This is a genomic window from Mycobacterium sp. 1482292.6 (assembly GCF_001672995.1).
GTDB classification, from domain to species: domain Bacteria; phylum Actinomycetota; class Actinomycetes; order Mycobacteriales; family Mycobacteriaceae; genus Mycobacterium; species Mycobacterium europaeum_A.
On the sequence record NZ_LZKV01000254.1, the window covers coordinates 13,606 to 29,651 of the forward strand.

Here is a 16,046-nt window from a genome sequence, read left to right on the forward strand (position 1 = left end):
CCGAGCCAGATCCGCATTGATGGCCACCACATCGAGGCGCTGAACCGCACCAGCCATATCCAATGTGCGCCGACCGCGGACACTTCGCAGTGGCTCGGCCGCGGTCACCGGGAAGCCCCTGTGGGCTGTAACGCCTCGATCTGTCCGAGGACAGCAGCGAACTGCCGGGACAGCATCGCGATATCCCTATCCGACCGTGAGAAATCGAGCTCGATCGCTAAACGATCGCCCAACGCCTTCAGCGTTGCCAGTGTGTCACCCGATTCAGCGGATTTAGCAACTGAAACAGACTGACAAGCAGCGATTTCCGCTGCTCTAATCCCTCGGCTAGCAGTCATCGCTGAACCACCAAAGTGTGTTTTCGCAGGTCGGAGGGGGGAGCCTGACTGAGCAACGGTCGGGGCGGAGACCGGGGTGGTCGAATAAAAGTCGGCGGGGGTGGGGTTGCCAGAGGTACTCACTGAGCCCCCGTAGCTCGGCTGGACGGCGACGGTGATCGCCGGTCGATTTGGAGGGCAATAGGTGGGAGCCTCGGGGTGGCGGTCGCGCGACATAACTTCGTCCGGGGGTTCATGCCTTCGCCTCCCACTGCAGTGGCAACGCGGCCAGCGTGTCGGGACGGGAAACGGCGTCAAAGCCAGGCACCGGCGCGAAGTCCGGAATGCGGTGCAGCCATTCAGTCAGGAGAATCTTCAGCTCAAGACGGACGAGATGGATTCCTAGGCAATGCCGAGGACCGACGCCGAAGCTAAAGCTTCGTTGTCGACGTACCTTGCCGCCCTCGATTTGGACATCGACGCCGCCGGTCATGTTGGGCGCACCGAGCATTAGTTCCAGATATGTTCCTGCGGGCAGTATTTCGCCGCCGATGTTGACCGCCTGAGTGGTCACGCGAGGAATGGCTGACACTGGCGGCTCGATACGTATGATCTCGTCGACGAACGCGGCCATCTGGTCGGGCTCCGCGCGCAGGAGGGCTCGCAATTGCGGTTTGCAGGCGAGCTCCAATAGCGCGAACCCGATGGCCGTGGTGACGTTATCCATCCCGGCGATGACGAGCAGCGCGTAAAACCCGAGCGCCTCGGCATAGCTGAACTGCTGGGCGACAACCTGCAGTACGTCGCGGCCATGAGGCCGCAGCCGCTCGCTGGACAGCCGCTCGGCCAGATAGCCGAGTAGATCCTGTACCGGCTGTGGAGCCGGCGTCCCCCTGTTGGACGCCTTCCGTATCGCCGTCCTCAGTTGGATTAAGAGGCCGCAGTCCTCTTGGGGAAAGCCCATGAAGGCCAACAGCGCCTGGGCAGGGAACAGCGCAGCGACCTCGGCCATGGCGTCACAGCTTCCGTTGGCGGCGACGCGGATAATCAGTTCCGCGGCCCTGTCCTGGAGAACCGGCACGAGATCGGCCACAGCATCCGGAGCGAACAAAGGTCGCAATGCGCGGCGGTAACGACCATGTTCGTTCGGTGGGCAAGACAGCGGCGGCATCGGCAAGGGAAGCTCACCAAATAGCGCCAATGGCGGCCTCGCGAATATGCGGGGCCGAGTCGCTGCCGCGACTACATCGTCCCTTCGCGTCAGGTGGGGCCGCCCATCGACCCACACAATGGCCGGGGCCTTCTGCACCTGCGCGTACCAGTCGACTCTGGCGCTCATCGGGCTGCCCTCGCAATCCGCATCCCTTCCCGGCCGGACGCCTGGATGGCCGTGATGGCTTGTTCAAGCCCTCGGTCAAGACCCGAGACCACTACCGGAATCCGATAGAGGTCTTCAAGCGCGCAAGTGAGCGTCGGAATGTGCATGCCGACGAGATTCGGTGAAACGAAAAGCTTCTCGATGCGGACCTGTTGAGCGACCCACTTATGCGCGCCGTTGAACAGTATTTCGTGATCAAAGTGGTGGTTAACGATGCCGGTCGTCGAGACGCGGCCGACGACGTAAGTCCATTCCAGGGAAACCCCCGTCTGCTCAATCAGTAGACGGCTAAGCCCTTTTAGGATCACCGCGTAGGTGAAGGCATCCAGTTCGTTGGTGAAGCAGTGCACCCCCTCGCGGCATTCGGGGTGGGGGGTTGAGTGATCGTGACGACTGCACTCGACGACTATGGAAGTCGACTTCCATGGCACATGCTTGACTGGCGAACGCAGCATAATTTCGCCATCGCGCCACACCCCCCACACCCGCCAGCCGATGCTCGACTCAGACCTTGTTCCCAGCGCATCCCATGCCGGGTTCTGGTTCGGCACGGCGTGTTTCGCGAGCGGATTAAGGGCTAGCAGACGCTCATCTGGTTGATCGAGTACCGTCACGCGTGCCGCCTCAGCGGTCTTGGCAGACGCGGCGCAGTGCCGCGATCTAGGTGCGGTCATCGCGACTCCCTAACCGCCTCGTCGTAGGCGGTGATCGCTTGGCGCAGCTTGTGGATGTCGGCGGCGTTCAGCGAGTACGGGCCAAGCTCGAGGTTCCAGTCGGCGGCCTGGTCGTGAACCAGGCGCGTCGGCATCGCTATCCACGAATCGAGCTCGGCCATATACGGCTCGATGCAACCGAAGTCGTCGGCAATGCGTCGGTTCAGCATATTGTCTGCGTACAGGCGTGGGGCGTCGAGAACAGGAAAGTCACTCATGGTTTAGTTTCTCCTGGGTTGTGATGGGGCTTGGTTTTCGGACGATCAGTCCGCAGCCGCTGCAGTGCGTCCAGAACTGGTCTGGACCGATGAGGGTGGTTGCGCCGCAGGGGCATTCGGCTGCTGTAACTGTCATGTCGGCTCGTCTTGGTGACTCCGCTGGGGTTGCTCGGGCCAGACAAGCTGATACAGGGCGCCGGGCGTCCCGCACCATGGGGCGGCGTAATCAGCGTGCCCCCAGGCGTGTTGGTGGCCTCCACGACAGAAAGGGCAGCGCACAGTGATGCTGATGCGCCGATCAATTTCGTTGGTCTCGGCGCCGGTGATAAGCGCGCGCGGGCGACTGTATGCAGCGTTCATGACAGGGTCCGCTTGAGTTGTGTGAACCATGGGCAGCTTTCGTCGTGCCGGACTTCGATGTGCCACACGCCCGCGTTGTCCTGGACAGGCTGTGCGGTCTCGCTGAGACAGTCCGGGCAGCGGTAGTTGGCTGCCACCCATCGCACGCTCAACGGCGGCCGCCGTTTGGTGCGGCGCCGATCGGCCCGGTTCACGGTCGATCCGCCGTTTGTCCGGACGTGGAACATTCCATGCACTTGCCGGACGCGATTGATTCGTCGAGAAGCAGCGCATTACCGCAGTCGCACTGACTAACCCTGTCCGAAGTGTCCGCCTGTCCGAATGGGCTGTCTTTCGGACGTTCGGACGCTTCGGACACCCTTACGTAGAGGCCGCGCCCAGCGCGTGCAATCAGTCCTGTTTCGGTGAGTCGTCGCAGGTAGCGGCCAACCGTGTCGTTGTCAATGTTCAATTTTTCGGACACCTCTGCCGGCGATATCGGTTTCGGACTCGCGGCGACGACAGACACGATCTCCACGCTGCGGTCGCTGCGAGTGTCCGAAAGTCGGCGACGCTCGGCGATTTCGGACGCTGCGGCGAGGCTCGGGCCGTCGAGCTGCCAGATCCCCTCGCGGACTGTGAGTGCGTATTCAGCCTCGGGAATGTCGCGACCGGTGACGCTCAGAACGGCATCATCCTGGTGACGTTTGCGCGCCAAGACGAGAACGAAGTCGGCGCTTCCAGCGATGCCTTGAGTGCCACTGACCGCGTCGACGAAGTCGGATGACTCCGCCTTACGGGTGTGGTGGACCACGAGGAGCGTCACACCAGGCACTGCGTCCACCGCAGCCTTGAGCGCGTTGCCGATGGCGTAGTCCTGCTGGTACCCATCGTCACCCGGGCGCCGAGGTGGTTTCACCTTGCCGAGTGTGTCCAGAATGATCAGCGGCTTCTGGTCGCGATGGCGCTCGATGAACTCGGTGATCATCGGGATCACTTCGGGCGTCTTCGCCGCAGTGATGAAATGGATTCCCGCGGGGATGGCTTCGCCGCAGGTGAGATGTCGGCATCGCGATTGGAGCCGGCGCTGCCCATCTTCCAGAGCCATGTACAACACGGGTCGTCGAGCCACCCGGATCTTGCCGAGCGCGACGCCGCCTTTTGCGCAAGCCAATCCGATGCCACACACGAGCCAGCTCTTGCCCGCCTTGGGCGGCGACACCACGAGCCCGAAACCCTCTGGGATGATGCCTGGTACGGCATATTCGAGCGGCGGGAACTGTTGGGCGTCGAGCCACGCCCCGTTGAACATTCCGGTGAGCAACGTGGCTTCTTCGAGAGCCGCGGCGTGGCCGTTGTGGTGGTCCTGGCCCTCGGCGTACCACTCGCGGAGGTCAGCGACGCGGTCAATATCTTCTTGTTCCGTCATGCGACCTGCCCGCCTGACCGCTTCCAGACCTGCAGTGCCAGTTGACGATCGCTGCCGCCATTGCGGTGAAGCCGCTGCAGCACCTCTATGGGCACAACAGGCGCCCCTATCGGCAGCGTGTGCTCGATCGCCGCGCGCCACGCCTCAATAGCGCGCGTGTCAAGAGGCGGCTCTGGTTCGTGGCAGTGACAGGTGATTGGATCTCGCGCGCCGCAGCGGTCACAAACCGGCTGATGCCGATAGGACGCAGTTCGGCGGCGGTGCAGCTGCGTGTGTAGGTCCTGCGGGTACGTCCCTGTGCAGGGCAGCCACACCAGTGCGCTATCAGGGGCCCCGGCCGGGGTGACTGTATTCTGTCCGTCAGTGGAAGCGGTTGCGTGGCTGCTGAATCTGCTGTTTGTCGAGGGCCGGTCGTCCTGGTGGTGCAGGGCGCCGGCCTCGACTTCTTTTGGGGGCGCCTGACTGCTGTTTTCCATCAGGCGCTCGCCGGACGGTCGGTGCGGGTGTAGCGGCTGTCCTGGAGCCATGCCTCGATGTCAGCGCGGCGGTAATAGATGCGGCGGCCGTCATCGCCGCCGAGTCGGATAAATACCGGGCCGTTGCCGCGGTGCCGTTTCGACGCCCACGTCTGATCCGTTGTGCCTGGGAAGAGGTTCTTCATCTCTGACGCCGGGATGATGTCGTCCACCAGAACTCCTATCCTGATGATCGCTTCGACGATCTAAATAACCGTCTTATAGTTCATCATGACGAAACGGCACGGAATGTCAAGACGACATGGACAACGATCATGATGATCGTGCATACTTACAGAATGGCAAGAGAGAAGCGGATCCAGCTCGGCCCGACGGGCGAGACGGTGCGGGCGAACATCCAGCGGTTACGGCAGGCCCAGAACTTGGGTTACACGAAGCTGGCCCGCGTCCTTGAGGAAATCGGCCGGCCGATACCCGACCTAGGTCTCCGTCGCATCGAGGCTGGCGACCGCAGGGTCGACGTGGACGACTTGATGGCTTTGGCAGTGGCGCTTGGCGTCTCGCCGGTCACATTGTTGATGCCATCGGTTCACACCGTCGCGCCCCAGGAGGACGTTAACGCGACTGCCTTGGCCCTTCCCGCTCCGGCAGAGCGCCTTTGGGAGTGGCTGACGGCTCAGGGGCCGCTGTTGGACACGTCGTTCTTCTCGTTTGCCGAACGGTCGTGGCCCGGTTGGGTGCGGGAGAAAATGGCGGGTCGGATGACGGCTGCGCGTAAGACGATGCTGGATCAGTTGTATGCGGGCTCACGTGACGAAGAGGTTTCGAGTGGCGACGATTGAGTCCTACGAAACGTCCACGGGCGCAAAGCGATACATGGTCCGGTATCGGACACCGCAGCGTACCCAGACAAAGAAACGGGGCTTTCGGACCAAGCGCGACGCCCAGGAATTCGCGGCCACGGTTGAGGTCGAGAAGATGACGGGCACGTACGTTGCTCCGAGCCTCGGCATGATCACAGTTGGTGAGCTCGCATCAGCATGGTTGTCCCGCAAGGAATCCGACGTGGCTCCGTCGAATTACAGGACTCTCGAGTCCGCCTGGCGCATTCATGTCAAACCTGCATGGGGATCAACTCGAGTTGCAGATGTGGACCTCGCCGTGGTCGAGCGATGGATAGCCACAATGCGTAAAGGCTCGGGGCCGACCACGGTGATTCGGGCCTACGGCGTGCTTGCGGGCATCCTGGATGACGCGGTCAAGTCGCGTCGCCTCGCCGTCAACCCCAGTAGGGGCGTCGAGAACCTGCCCAACAAGAGCGGCAAGCGGCGCGTGTATCTGACCATCGATGACGTTGCCCGGCTGGCGGCCGAGTCGGGGCAGCACCGGGCGCTGGTACTCACTCTCGCCTACACCGGAATTCGCTGGGGTGAAGCGGTCGCACTTCGTGTGCGCGATGTGCAGTTCCTGCGGCGGAGGTTGAGTGTCCACGACAACGCCGTGCAACTCGGCGTCGATCACGCCGTTGGGCAGACGAAGGGGCGCAAGGAGCGCTCGGTTCCAGTCCCCCAGTTCGTGCTCGATCAATTAGCCGTGCAGTGCGAAGGCCGCAGTCTCGACGAGCTGGTTTTCGGCGATGGCGCGATGTACATGCCGCGGCCCAAGTCGGCTGGCGGCTGGTTCGCTGGTGCCGTGAGGCGCGCCCAGGTGCAGACCATCACGCCTCACGATTTGAGACACACCTGCGCCAGTATCTCGATCAGCTCCGGGGTGAACGTGTTGGCGCTGTCGCGGATGCTCGGGCACAAATCAGCAAAGGTCACCCTCGACACATATGCCGATCTGTTCGACACCGATTTGGACGCCGTGGCCGAGGCGCTGGATTTGAAGTGTGCCCATTCTGTGCCCAAACCTCGCCCAGCAGAGGCAGAAGGGGCCTGAAATGAGCTCGTCACCTGCTGCAACAGGCGAAGAACTTTGGCGGTGGCGGAGGGATTTGAACCCTCGGACGGTTTTAGCCGTCACACGCTTTCGAGGCGTGCTCCTTAGGCCGCTCGGACACGCCACCGCCGAGCAGCTTACCCAACGGCGGGCCCGTCACCCCAATCGCTGGCGGGCGAAGAAGGCCTCCAGTGGCGCGGCACACTCCTGCGCCAGCACACCACCGCGCACTTCGGGGCGGTGATTGAGCCGCCGGTCGCGGACGACATCCCACAACGATCCGACCGCCCCCGTCTTGGGCTCCCAGGCCCCGAACACCAGGCGGGCGATGCGCGACAGCACCAGCGCACCCGCGCACATGGTGCACGGTTCGACGGTGACCGCCAGCGTGGCGCCCTCCAGCCGCCACCCGTCGCCGAGCACCTCGGCGGCCGCGCGCAGCGCCAGGATCTCGGCGTGCGCCGTCGGGTCGCCCAGGGCCTCGCGGGCGTTCACCGCGCGGGCCAACTCGGTTCCGTCGGCGCCGACCACCACCGCACCGATGGGCACGTCACGAGGACCCGCCGTCGCGGCAACCGACAGCGCGGACCGGATCAGGTCTTCGTCAGGTCTCACCGACCGGTCCTGATGGCGGCGACCCGCCGCGCTTGCGATCACCGACCGAGGCGGTCGATCACCGCCGACAGCTGGTCGGCGAAGCCCATCTCGCGGGCGATGCGGCCCAGCTGCTCGTCGGCGTACAGATCGGTCTCGTCGACGATGACGCCCAGGACCGCCTCGGGCAGCCCGATGTCGGACAACAACCCTAAGTCGCCCTCTTCGAATGGATCCGAGTCCTCCAGGTCCTCCGGATCGAGGTCGGCGTCCAGCTTGTCGAGCACTTCCGCGGCGATGTCGTAATCGAGCGCGGCGGTGGCATCCGAGAGCAACAACCGCGTCCCCGACGGCGCCGGCCGCACGATGACGAAGAATTCGTCGTCGACGTCCAGCAGGCCGAAGACCGCCCCGGAACTGCGCAATTCACGCAACTCCGTCTCGGCGGCCGACAGGCTCGTGAGCGACTTACGGGCCATCGGGGCGCAGCGCCACTGGCCCTCTTCACGCACCACCGCGACGCCGAAACCGTCCGGCGTGTCCGCGGACAGGCCCTGGGCAGAGGCCCGTTGTGCTCCCATGGCCGCTTACGGTAGTCCCTGACCAGGCCCCTGACCAGATGGCGGCGGGTCGCCTCGACATCTGGCGGCACCGCCCCCGACCGGATGTGCCAACCTTGGAATGTGGCACGCCCTCCTTCAAAGACACCGGTGTGTGTGCTCGGGCTGGGGCTGATCGGCGGCTCGATAATGCGGGCCGCCACCGCGGCCGGCCGTGACGTGTTCGGCTATAACCGCTCGGTCGAGGGCGCCCAGGCCGCGACCGCCGACGGCTTCGATGCCACCACCGACCTGACCGCGACGCTGTCTCGCGCCGCCGACACCGGGGCGCTGATCGTGCTGGCCGTGCCGATGCCGGCGATGGCGGGCATGCTCGCCCACGTCAAGGAGACGGCCCCGCACTGCCCGCTGACCGATGTCACCAGCGTCAAGCAGGCGGTGCTCGATCAGGTCGTCGCGGCGGGGCTGCAGGAACGCTTCGTGGGGGGCCATCCGATGGCGGGCACCGCGCATTCGGGGTGGACGGCCGGGTATGCCGGGTTGTTCACCGGGGCTCCGTGGGTCGTCAGCGTCGACGACCACGTCGACCCGGCGGTCTGGTCGACGGTGATGACGTTGGCGCTCGACTGCGGCGCCGTCGTGGTGCCGGCCCGATCCGACGAGCACGATGCCGCCGCGGCGGCCATCTCGCATCTGCCCCACCTGCTCGCCGAGGCGCTGGCGGTGGTGGCCGGAGACGTGCCGTTGGCTTTCGCGTTGGCCGCCGGCTCGTTCCGCGACGGGACCCGGGTCGCGGCGACCGCCCCGGACCTGGTCCGGGCGATGTGCGAGGGCAACTCCGACCAGCTGGTGCCCACCGTCGACCGCCTCCTCGAGCTGCTGTGCCGCGCCCGCGAATCGCTGGCCGCGCACAATTCGGTCGCCGACCTCACCGAATCCGGCCATGCCGCGCGCATCCGCTACGACAGCTTCCCGCGCAGCGACATCTTTCACGTCGTCGTCGGCGCGGAGAACTGGCGTCAGGAATTGGCCGCCGCGGGCCGGGCCGGTGGGGTGATCAGATCCGCTCTGCCAAGCCTGGATAGTCGACGATGAATCCCTCGTCATCGACGCTGACCGTGGTGTCGGAGATCGGCGAGCGCAGTTTGATCTCGGCCGGGCCGCCGGTGTTGCTATAGCTCACGGTGTCCGCCGTGATGGACATCTCCGGCAGGTTCACGTAGACCACCGGCAGCGTCACCGAGGCCGGCCGCTCGTATAACCCGAGCCGCCGGATGGGCAGCGCGTTGAAGAACGGGCTGAACTCCACGTCGACATCGAGCGCACCGTTGTAGGCCGCCCGACGCTCGCCCTGGTGGTCGGTGACCAGCCACATGTTCTCCTCGTCGCGGGCAAGCGAGAAGACCCGCTCCCGCTCGGCCAGGGTGACGGTCATGCCGAGCCGCTTGGTGGCGCCGGTCTCATCGGTCAGCAGGTCGTAATAGGCGCCGAACGCCGGGGTGGTTTCGGTGGCGGCGGCAATGATGCGGCCATTGGCCTTGATTCTGTTGCCGGACACCTGGACTCGTACCGATTCCATGCGGGGAGCATCCTGTGCGCGCCAGGTGAGCATCGCCTGCCACACGCGGCGAGACGGATCAGAGGGGGCTGCGTTCACTCATCTACCGTAAGACGTGCCCGCCAAGCGATGCGGAAGTGCCCGGTATGTTCGCCGCAGCCGCCCGGTGCCCGGCACCGAAATCCACACCGCCAACGCCAGCAGACCGTCGAGCACCAGCGCCAGCGCGGCCACCATCAGCGCCCCAACCAGGGCGAGATGAAACTCACGTTCCTTGATTCCGTCGATCAGGTATCTGCCCAGTCCACCGAGGCTGGCGTAGGCCGCCACGGTCGCGGTCGCCACCACCTGCAGCGTGGCGTTGCGCAGGCCACCCAGGATCAACGGCAACGCATTCGGCACCTCGACGCGCAGCAGCACCTGGGCCTCGGTCATGCCCATCGCCCGGGCGGCATCGACGACCGTGGGCTCGACATTGGCGATCCCGGCATAGGTACCGGCCAGCAGCGCCGGCACACCCAGCAGCATCAGCGCCACCAGCGACGGTCCCAGACCCAGCCCGAAGACCAGCGTGCCGAACAGCAGCACGCCCAGCGTCGGCAGGGAGCGCAAGCCGTTGACGGCGCCGACCACCAGCAGGGTGCCCCGCCCGGTGTGCCCGATGATCATGCCGACGGGAATCGCGATCAACGCAGAGGCGGCCACCGCCAGCGCGGTGTACTCGAGGTGTTCGAGGATGCGGGCGGCGAGCCCGACGGGGCCGGTCCAGTTGTCGGCGGTCAACACGTAGGAGATCGCCCGCGCGACGAAGTTCACCGCGCACCACCGACCACGGGCGCGACGACCGCGCGGCGACCGGTACGCCGCGTGGCGTGCGCCCACGGTGTTGCCAGCCGGCCGGCCACGACGATGAGCACGTCGATGACCACCGCCAGCACGAACAGCGCGATGATGCCGGCCAGGATCTGATCGCTCTTGTCGGTTTGGTAGCCCTGGGTGAACCAGCTGCCCAGCCCACCGATGCCGATGACCGAACCCACGGAGACCATCGCGATGTTGGTGACCACCACCACCCGCAGTCCGGCGATGAGCACCGGAACCGAAAGCGGCAGTTCAACTTTGAGCATCCGTGTGACCGGCGAATACCCGACGGCAGTGGCGGCGTCGCGCACCTGGGCGGGCACCGCGTCCAGCGCCTCGAGCACGGCGCGCACCAGCAGCGCCGCGGTGTAGGCCGTCAACGCCACCAGCACGTTGGCCTCGTCGAGGATGCGGGTCCCGATCAGCATCGGAAGCACCACGAACAGCGCCAGCGACGGGATGGTGAACACGACGCTGGCGACCGCGGTCGTCAGCCGGCGGGCGATTCGGGTGCGCTGCACCAACATTCCCAGCGGCAGGGCGATCGCCAGCCCGATCAGCACCGGCACCAACGACAGCCGCAAATGCACGACGGTCAGCCCCCAGGCGTCGTCGAGATGGCTGAGCAGATAGTGCATCGGCTAGGTCCCTCGAGGTTCCGCCGAGCCCAGGCGCTGGGCCTGGACCGCGGCCAGCACGTCGTCGGCCAGCACCCCGCCGATGACCTTGCCGTCGTCATCGACGGCGACCCCGATGCCCGACGGCGACGACAGCGCCGCATCCAGCGCGTGGCTCAGGTTGCCCCGCGGCCGAAACAGCGATCCGAGCCCGCTCATGCTGTCCGTCAACGGCACGCCGTCGCGGTGCCGACGCACTCCCGCGCCGTCGATCCAGCCGATGGGCACACCGCCCGAATCGACCACCACGGCCCACCCGCCGAACGGCTCTGTCTGCGTGGCCTTTTCGGCCGCGACCCGCTCGACATCGTGCAGCGGCAGTCCCGCCGCGTCGAGGAGTTGTAACCATCGGTAGCCGCGGCCCAGACCGATGAACCTCGACACGAAATCGTTGGCCGGCCGCGACAGCAGCTCGGCGGGCTGGTCGAACTGTTGCAACGAACCGCCCTTGAACACCGCCACGCGATCGCCGAGCCGCAGTGCCTCATCGATGTCGTGCGTGACGAAGACGATCGTCTTGTGCAATTCGGCTTGCAGGCGCAGTATTTCGTTTTGCAGGTCGTGGCGAACCACCGGGTCGACGGCGGAGAACGGCTCATCCATCAACAGGATGGGCGGGTCGGCGGCCAGTGCGCGCGCCACGCCGACCCGTTGTTGCTCGCCGCCGGAGAGTTGCGCGGGGTAACGGGTCGCGAGTTTGGCGTCCAGCCCGACCCGCTCGAGCACCTCGTAGGCGGCTCTGCGGGCGGCCCGGCGGGCCTGGCCCCGTAAGACGGGAACCGTTGCCACATTGTCGATCACCCGCTGGTGCGGCATCAGCCCGGCGTGCTGGATCACATACCCGATCCCGAGGCGCAGTTTCACCGGGTCGCGGGTGGACACGTCGACCCCGTCGATCGTGACGACGCCCGAAGTGGGCTCGATCATCCGATTGATCATGCGCAGCGCCGTGGTCTTGCCGCTGCCCGACGACCCGACAAACACGGTCAGCTCACCGTTCGGGACGCTCAGGCTGAGCTGGTGCACGGCGGTGGTTCCGTCGGCGAAGGCCTTGGTGACTTTGTCGAAGATGATCAAGTCATCCTCCGATCGGATGGTTGAAGCCGTTGTCCCGTATCCAGTTTCGCGCGGCCTGGTCCGGATCGATGCCCGAGTTCCCCGACACCGCAGCGTTGAGTCCGGCAACACCGGCGGTGGTCAGCTTCGCCGACACAGCGTCCAGCACGTCCCTGAGATGATCTGATTTCTTCTGCGAATTGACCAGCGGCACAATGTTTCCGGCCATGAAGTTGTGTTCGGGGTCATCGAGGGCCACCAGGTGGTTCTGCGGGATGGCCGGGGACGTGGTGAAGACGTTGGCGGCGTTCACCCTTCCCCCGACCAATGCGCGCACCGTGACCGCGCCCCCGCCGTCGTCGATGGCGACGAAGTTGCCAGGTTTGATGTCGAGCCCATACTTCTGCCGCAGTCCCGGCAGCCCGGCGGGGCGGGTCGCGAATGCCGAGGGGGCACCGAATCGCACGTCCGGTGAGTGAGGGGCCAAATCGGCGATGGTCTTCAGACTCCAGGAGTTCGCCGTCTGCGCGGTGACGCTGACGGTATCGGTGTCGGTGGCCGGCGCGGGCGCCAGGATCGACAGGTCACCGGGCAAGCGCTGGTGCAGCTCCACCTCGACGGCACCCAGCATGGTGGCCTTGGACTGCGGGGCGAAATACAGCAGCAGGTTGCCGATGTACTCCGGTACCAGGTCGATGGAATGGTCTTTGAGCGCAGGGATATACGTCTCCCGGCTGCCGATACCCATCCGCGTGCCCACCTCAAACCCGTTAGCCTGCAAGGCCTGCGCGTAAATCTCAGCGATGATCTGCGATTCCGGAAAGTCTCCGGAGCCGATGACTATGGAGTTGGGGCTTCGAACCTGCGCTCCCAACGGATCGGAATTGCTGCACGCCGCAACAACGCACATCGCCATCAGCAGGGCTGCCGCGCGCATGATCGTGCCTTGCGGGCGCGGCAGCGTCGTCATACCGCCGACCCTAATGCCCGAACCGCGCGGACGCTGGCCTGCGGAATTGGTGGCGGTGAATCGGTTTCATTCTGCGTCGGATAGGGCAAAGATGGCAGTATGAGCAGCCACATCCCTGCCTCGCCCGGGCAGCCGCCCCCCAAGCCCGATCCTGCGGCCAAGACCGGCGCACCCGCCAGAGAACCGGCTATCGGGTTCACCCGCGCCGGGGCACTGTGGTCCTCGCTGATCGCCGGCTTTGTGATCCTGATCCTGCTGCTGATCTTCATCACCCAGAACACGACACCGACAGACTTCCAGTTCTTGGGCTGGCACTGGAGCCAGCCCAAGGGCGTGGCGATCTTGCTGGCGGCCGTGGTCGGCGGGCTGATCACCGTTGCGGTCGGCACCGCACGGATCCTGCAGTTGCGCCGCGCGGCCAAACGGCAGCACGCGGCCGCCGCACGCTAGCCCGGCAGCTTCGCCAGTTCGGCCAGACCGCGCGAAATCAGCGGCGACACGACCTCCGGTGCGTGATCGGAGTCGGCGCCGCGGGCCTGATCCGACATGCGTCGCCGGAAGTCGATGCCGGCGGCGATGATCGCGAGCTTGAAGTAGGCCAGCGCCATGTAGAACTCCCAATGGGCCAGCGATGTACCGGCCACCAGCGAATAGCGGTCGGCCAGTTCGTCGGCCGTCGGCAACAGCGGTGACGTCCACGCGGCCTGGGCATTGACGATCAAATCCAGGGCGGGGTCGCGGTACACGCACATCAGGGCGGCGTCGGACAGCGGATCCCCCAGCGTGGAGAGCTCCCAGTCGACGACGGCACGCACCTTCGTCGGGTCGTCGGCGTCCAGGATCGTGTTATCGATCCGGTAGTCGCCATGCACGATCGAGGTCCGGCTCTGCTGCGGAATGGCTTCGCCCAGACCGGAATGCAGTCGCTCCACGTCGGCGTCGCGTCGATCCTCGGGCAACCGGACCAGCGACCACTGCGAGCCCCACCGCCGCACCTGACGCTCCAGATAGCCGCTCGGCTTGCCGAAATCGGCCAGCCCGACGGCGTCGGGATCGACGTTGTGCAGATCGACAAGCACCCGGATCAACGAGTCGACGCAACCCCCAATCACGGTGTGACTGAACGATTCGAGTTGAGCGCGGCGCCGAACCACCTGCCCGGCGACGAACTCGACGATCTGGAAGGGAGCGCCCAGCACCGAATCGTCCTGGCACAGCCCGATCGTGCGCGCCACCGGCACGGGGGTGTCCTGCAGCGCCGCCACGACGCGGTATTCGCGGGCCATGTCGTGCGCCGACGGGGTCAGGCCGTGCAGGGGCGGCCGGCGCACCAGCCAACTGGTGCTGTCGTCGTAGACGCGGAACGTCAGATTCGAGCGACCCCCGGAGATGAAGTCCGCGCGCAACTCGCCGTCGCGCCCGACTCCCAGCGAACGCAGGTAGGAGTCCAGCGAGGCCAGGTCGAGCCCCTCGAGTTGGTCAGCTGAAGTCACCGAACTTGTCTACCACCGCCGACCTCGACGCGGTGCACCACCTGCGAGTTGCGGGCGTGGGGTTCAGGCGCTGCCACGGCCCGCATCGTCGTCGAGCAACCTCTGGTTTCGCGGCAACAGGTCCCAGACGTGTTCGGTGGTGTTGATCGCGGCCACCGTCGCTTGACCGGACCGGGAGAACAACAGCCGAGTCACCGACGCGTAGTCGACGGGGAAGGACAGCAGGCGGGCGGTACCCAGAATTTCATGCAGCAGGACGTTGATGACCCCGCCATGGCTGAACACCGCGACCGTGTCTTCGGAATCGGCGGCCGCGACGAGGTCGTCGATCGCGGCGCGCACCCGCGCCCGAAAAGCTTCCTCGTCGACCGCGCTCGGCAGATGCCCCTGCGCCAGGCGCGCCCACTCCTCCGGCATCTCCGCGCGGATCTGCTCGACCGGGATGTACACCGGAAGGTCGCGGTCGTACTCGGCGAAGCGATCGTCGATCTCGACGCTGAGCCCGCGATCCGCCGCGACCGGCTCGGCGGTCTGGATGGCCCGGCGCTGCGGGCTGCTCACCACCCGCGAAATGGGAAACCTGGCGAGCGCCTTGGGGAGTCGTTCGATCTGGGCCAGCCCCTCCTCGGACAGGTCCGGATCGGAACCTTGGCCGTGTTCGCTGCGCAACGGCAGCGCATGCCGGACCAGAAGCACTTGCATATTTCGTCCCGTCGTTCGATGGTGGGCAGCGCCAGTTTCTCACCGCGCCCGGCGACGCCGATCTCGAGGAGGACGGATGACCGAACCGGACAGGGATTGGGACGCCACCTACCGGCAGGCCGTGCCGCCGCCGTGGAGCATCGGCCGGCCCCAACCGGAGCTGGCCCGTCTCATCGATCAGGGCAAGGTGCGCAGCGAGGTGCTGGACTCCGGCTGCGGGCATGCCGCGCTCTCGCTGACCCTGGCCGCGCTCGGCTACACCGTCGTCGGCCTGGACGCCAGCGCGACCGCAATTCGGGCGGCCACCGCCGCGGCCGCCGAGCGGGGACTGAGCACGGCGACCTTCGCGCAGGCTGACGTCACCGACTTCGGTGGCTATCCGCCTGGTTCCGACGGCCGCTTCGCCACGATTCTCGACAGCGGCCTGTTCCACGCGCTGCCGCCCCACCGGCGCCACGACTACATCCAGTCCATCTTTCGGGCCGCCGCGCCGGGAGCCGCGCTCTACATCCTGGCCTTCGCGGCCGGCGCGCTGGATGACGCCCATTCGGACCGGCCGGGCCCGCGCGGCTTCACCGAATCCGAATTGCACGACGCGGTCGCGACGCTGTGGCGCGTCGACGACCTGCGCGCGGCGAAGGTTTACGGCAACGACGACACCGGCGGGTCGTCGGATGGTCCACTGGCCCACCTGGAGCACGACGACGAGGGCCACTTCATGGCCCCAGGGTTCCTGCTGAGCGCGCACAAACCGGACTGACCGG

General features: G+C 65.9%; 19 protein-coding genes and 1 tRNA gene. 5 read left to right on the top strand and 15 right to left on the bottom strand.

The features are described from left to right. Positions 1–570: 570 nt before the first annotated feature. The 5 genes from A5624_RS25570 to A5624_RS25595 all read right to left on the bottom strand — a co-directional run bounded on the left by A5624_RS25570 (position 571) and on the right by A5624_RS25595 (position 5,082). Complete coding sequence (locus A5624_RS25570; protein ID WP_082990652.1) at positions 571–1,410, bottom strand: cytochrome P450; 840 nt, start codon at positions 1,408–1,410, stop codon at positions 571–573. Between the two features lie 242 nt (positions 1,411–1,652). Continuing rightward, positions 1,653–2,309 carry a hypothetical protein gene (locus tag A5624_RS28355; RefSeq protein ID WP_156749203.1) on the bottom strand — a complete coding sequence of 219 codons (657 nt, stop codon included), beginning with the start codon at positions 2,307–2,309 and terminating at the stop codon, positions 1,653–1,655. Between the two features lie 56 nt (positions 2,310–2,365). Continuing rightward, the gene (locus A5624_RS25580; protein ID WP_156749205.1) at positions 2,366–2,626 is read right to left on the bottom strand and encodes a hypothetical protein; all 261 of its coding nucleotides are present in this window, start codon (positions 2,624–2,626) and stop codon (positions 2,366–2,368) included. 550 nt (positions 2,627–3,176) lie between these two features. Further along, complete coding sequence (locus tag A5624_RS25590; RefSeq protein ID WP_082990653.1) at positions 3,177–4,394, bottom strand: AAA family ATPase; 1,218 nt, start codon at positions 4,392–4,394, stop codon at positions 3,177–3,179. Between the two features lie 475 nt (positions 4,395–4,869). Further along, positions 4,870–5,082, bottom strand: a complete 213-nt coding sequence (locus A5624_RS25595) for an AlpA family transcriptional regulator (RefSeq protein ID WP_066872929.1) — start codon at positions 5,080–5,082, stop codon at positions 4,870–4,872. Positions 5,083–5,184: 102 nt separating this feature from the next. Between A5624_RS25595 and A5624_RS25600 the strand changes: the two genes are divergently transcribed. Together A5624_RS25600 and A5624_RS25605 are read left to right on the top strand one after the other, a co-directional pair. Then, positions 5,185–5,712, top strand: a complete 528-nt coding sequence (locus tag A5624_RS25600; RefSeq protein WP_066872931.1) for a helix-turn-helix domain-containing protein — start codon at positions 5,185–5,187, stop codon at positions 5,710–5,712. Continuing rightward, entirely contained in the window at positions 5,699–6,811 is a 1,113-nt protein-coding gene (locus tag A5624_RS25605; RefSeq protein WP_066872934.1) for a tyrosine-type recombinase/integrase, read from the top strand. Before A5624_RS25600 ends, A5624_RS25605 begins: the two co-directional genes overlap by 14 nt. 37 nt (positions 6,812–6,848) lie before the next feature. Here A5624_RS25605 and A5624_RS25610 read toward each other — a convergent pair. The 3 genes from A5624_RS25610 to A5624_RS25620 all read right to left on the bottom strand — a co-directional run bounded on the left by A5624_RS25610 (position 6,849) and on the right by A5624_RS25620 (position 7,986). After that, positions 6,849–6,938, bottom strand: a tRNA-Ser gene (locus A5624_RS25610). A gap of 29 nt (positions 6,939–6,967) precedes the next feature. Beyond that, positions 6,968–7,426: a nucleoside deaminase gene (locus A5624_RS25615; RefSeq protein ID WP_156749207.1), complete on the bottom strand. Its 459-nt coding sequence runs from the start codon at positions 7,424–7,426 to the stop codon at positions 6,968–6,970. Between the two features lie 38 nt (positions 7,427–7,464). Next, on the bottom strand, positions 7,465–7,986 hold the full coding sequence (locus A5624_RS25620; protein ID WP_066872937.1) for a tRNA adenosine deaminase-associated protein: 522 nt from the start codon (positions 7,984–7,986) through the stop codon (positions 7,465–7,467). Positions 7,987–8,115: 129 nt separating this feature from the next. Here A5624_RS25620 and A5624_RS25625 point away from each other — a divergent pair, with 129 nt between their 5' ends. After that, entirely contained in the window at positions 8,116–9,060 is a 945-nt protein-coding gene (locus A5624_RS25625) for a prephenate dehydrogenase (protein ID WP_197508110.1), read from the top strand. On the opposite strand, the gene A5624_RS25630 is transcribed toward A5624_RS25625, so the two are convergent. Genes A5624_RS25630 through A5624_RS25650 form a run of 5 tightly spaced genes read right to left on the bottom strand, consistent with a single transcriptional unit; the run spans position 9,023 to position 13,087 of the window. Then, positions 9,023–9,622: a putative glycolipid-binding domain-containing protein gene (locus A5624_RS25630; RefSeq protein ID WP_066872942.1), complete on the bottom strand. Its 600-nt coding sequence runs from the start codon at positions 9,620–9,622 to the stop codon at positions 9,023–9,025. The genes A5624_RS25625 and A5624_RS25630 overlap by 38 nt on opposite strands. After that, positions 9,623–10,339 carry an ABC transporter permease gene (locus A5624_RS25635; RefSeq protein WP_066872945.1) on the bottom strand — a complete coding sequence of 239 codons (717 nt, stop codon included), beginning with the start codon at positions 10,337–10,339 and terminating at the stop codon, positions 9,623–9,625. It abuts the gene before it with no gap. Further along, the gene (locus A5624_RS25640; RefSeq protein WP_066872948.1) at positions 10,336–11,022 is read right to left on the bottom strand and encodes an ABC transporter permease; all 687 of its coding nucleotides are present in this window, start codon (positions 11,020–11,022) and stop codon (positions 10,336–10,338) included. The genes A5624_RS25635 and A5624_RS25640 overlap by 4 nt, the downstream gene beginning before the upstream one ends. 3 nt (positions 11,023–11,025) lie before the next feature. Beyond that, entirely contained in the window at positions 11,026–12,138 is a 1,113-nt protein-coding gene (locus tag A5624_RS25645; protein WP_066872951.1) for an ABC transporter ATP-binding protein, read from the bottom strand. A 1-nt stretch (position 12,139) separates the two neighbouring features. Beyond that, on the bottom strand, positions 12,140–13,087 hold the full coding sequence (locus tag A5624_RS25650) for an ABC transporter substrate-binding protein (protein ID WP_066872954.1): 948 nt from the start codon (positions 13,085–13,087) through the stop codon (positions 12,140–12,142). A 99-nt stretch (positions 13,088–13,186) separates the two neighbouring features. Between A5624_RS25650 and A5624_RS25655 the strand changes: the two genes are divergently transcribed. Continuing rightward, a complete protein-coding gene (locus tag A5624_RS25655) occupies positions 13,187–13,537 on the top strand; it encodes a lipopolysaccharide assembly LapA domain-containing protein (RefSeq protein WP_066872956.1) in 351 nt (116 codons plus the stop codon). On the opposite strand, the gene A5624_RS25660 is transcribed toward A5624_RS25655, so the two are convergent. Together A5624_RS25660 and A5624_RS25665 are read right to left on the bottom strand one after the other, a co-directional pair. Further along, a complete protein-coding gene (locus tag A5624_RS25660) occupies positions 13,534–14,580 on the bottom strand; it encodes a phosphotransferase family protein (RefSeq protein WP_066872959.1) in 1,047 nt (348 codons plus the stop codon). The two genes, A5624_RS25655 and A5624_RS25660, sit on opposite strands and share 4 nt — an antisense overlap. Positions 14,581–14,643: 63 nt before the next feature. Further along, positions 14,644–15,282 carry a histidine phosphatase family protein gene (locus A5624_RS25665; protein ID WP_066872962.1) on the bottom strand — a complete coding sequence of 213 codons (639 nt, stop codon included), beginning with the start codon at positions 15,280–15,282 and terminating at the stop codon, positions 14,644–14,646. Positions 15,283–15,358: 76 nt separating this feature from the next. Here A5624_RS25665 and A5624_RS25670 point away from each other — a divergent pair, with 76 nt between their 5' ends. After that, positions 15,359–16,042 carry a class I SAM-dependent methyltransferase gene (locus tag A5624_RS25670; RefSeq protein WP_066872965.1) on the top strand — a complete coding sequence of 228 codons (684 nt, stop codon included), beginning with the start codon at positions 15,359–15,361 and terminating at the stop codon, positions 16,040–16,042. Positions 16,043–16,046 lie beyond the last annotated feature (4 nt).

Bases quoted from the DNA above. Each gene is read 5' to 3' on its own strand.
- A5624_RS25655 (WP_066872956.1), top strand. From the start codon at position 13,187: ATGAGCAGCCACATCCCTGCCTCGCCCGGGCAGCCGCCCCCCAAGCCC.
- A5624_RS25670 (WP_066872965.1), top strand. From the start codon at position 15,359: ATGACCGAACCGGACAGGGATTGGGACGCCACCTACCGGCAGGCCGTG.
- A5624_RS25650 (WP_066872954.1), bottom strand. From the start codon at position 13,087: ATGACGACGCTGCCGCGCCCGCAAGGCACGATCATGCGCGCGGCAGCC.
- A5624_RS25580 (WP_156749205.1), bottom strand. From the start codon at position 2,626: ATGAGTGACTTTCCTGTTCTCGACGCCCCACGCCTGTACGCAGACAAT.
- A5624_RS25665 (WP_066872962.1), bottom strand. From the start codon at position 15,282: ATGCAAGTGCTTCTGGTCCGGCATGCGCTGCCGTTGCGCAGCGAACAC.
- A5624_RS25620 (WP_066872937.1), bottom strand. From the start codon at position 7,986: ATGGGAGCACAACGGGCCTCTGCCCAGGGCCTGTCCGCGGACACGCCG.
- A5624_RS25590 (WP_082990653.1), bottom strand. From the start codon at position 4,394: ATGACGGAACAAGAAGATATTGACCGCGTCGCTGACCTCCGCGAGTGG.
- A5624_RS25600 (WP_066872931.1), top strand. From the start codon at position 5,185: ATGATGATCGTGCATACTTACAGAATGGCAAGAGAGAAGCGGATCCAG.
- A5624_RS25640 (WP_066872948.1), bottom strand. From the start codon at position 11,022: ATGCACTATCTGCTCAGCCATCTCGACGACGCCTGGGGGCTGACCGTC.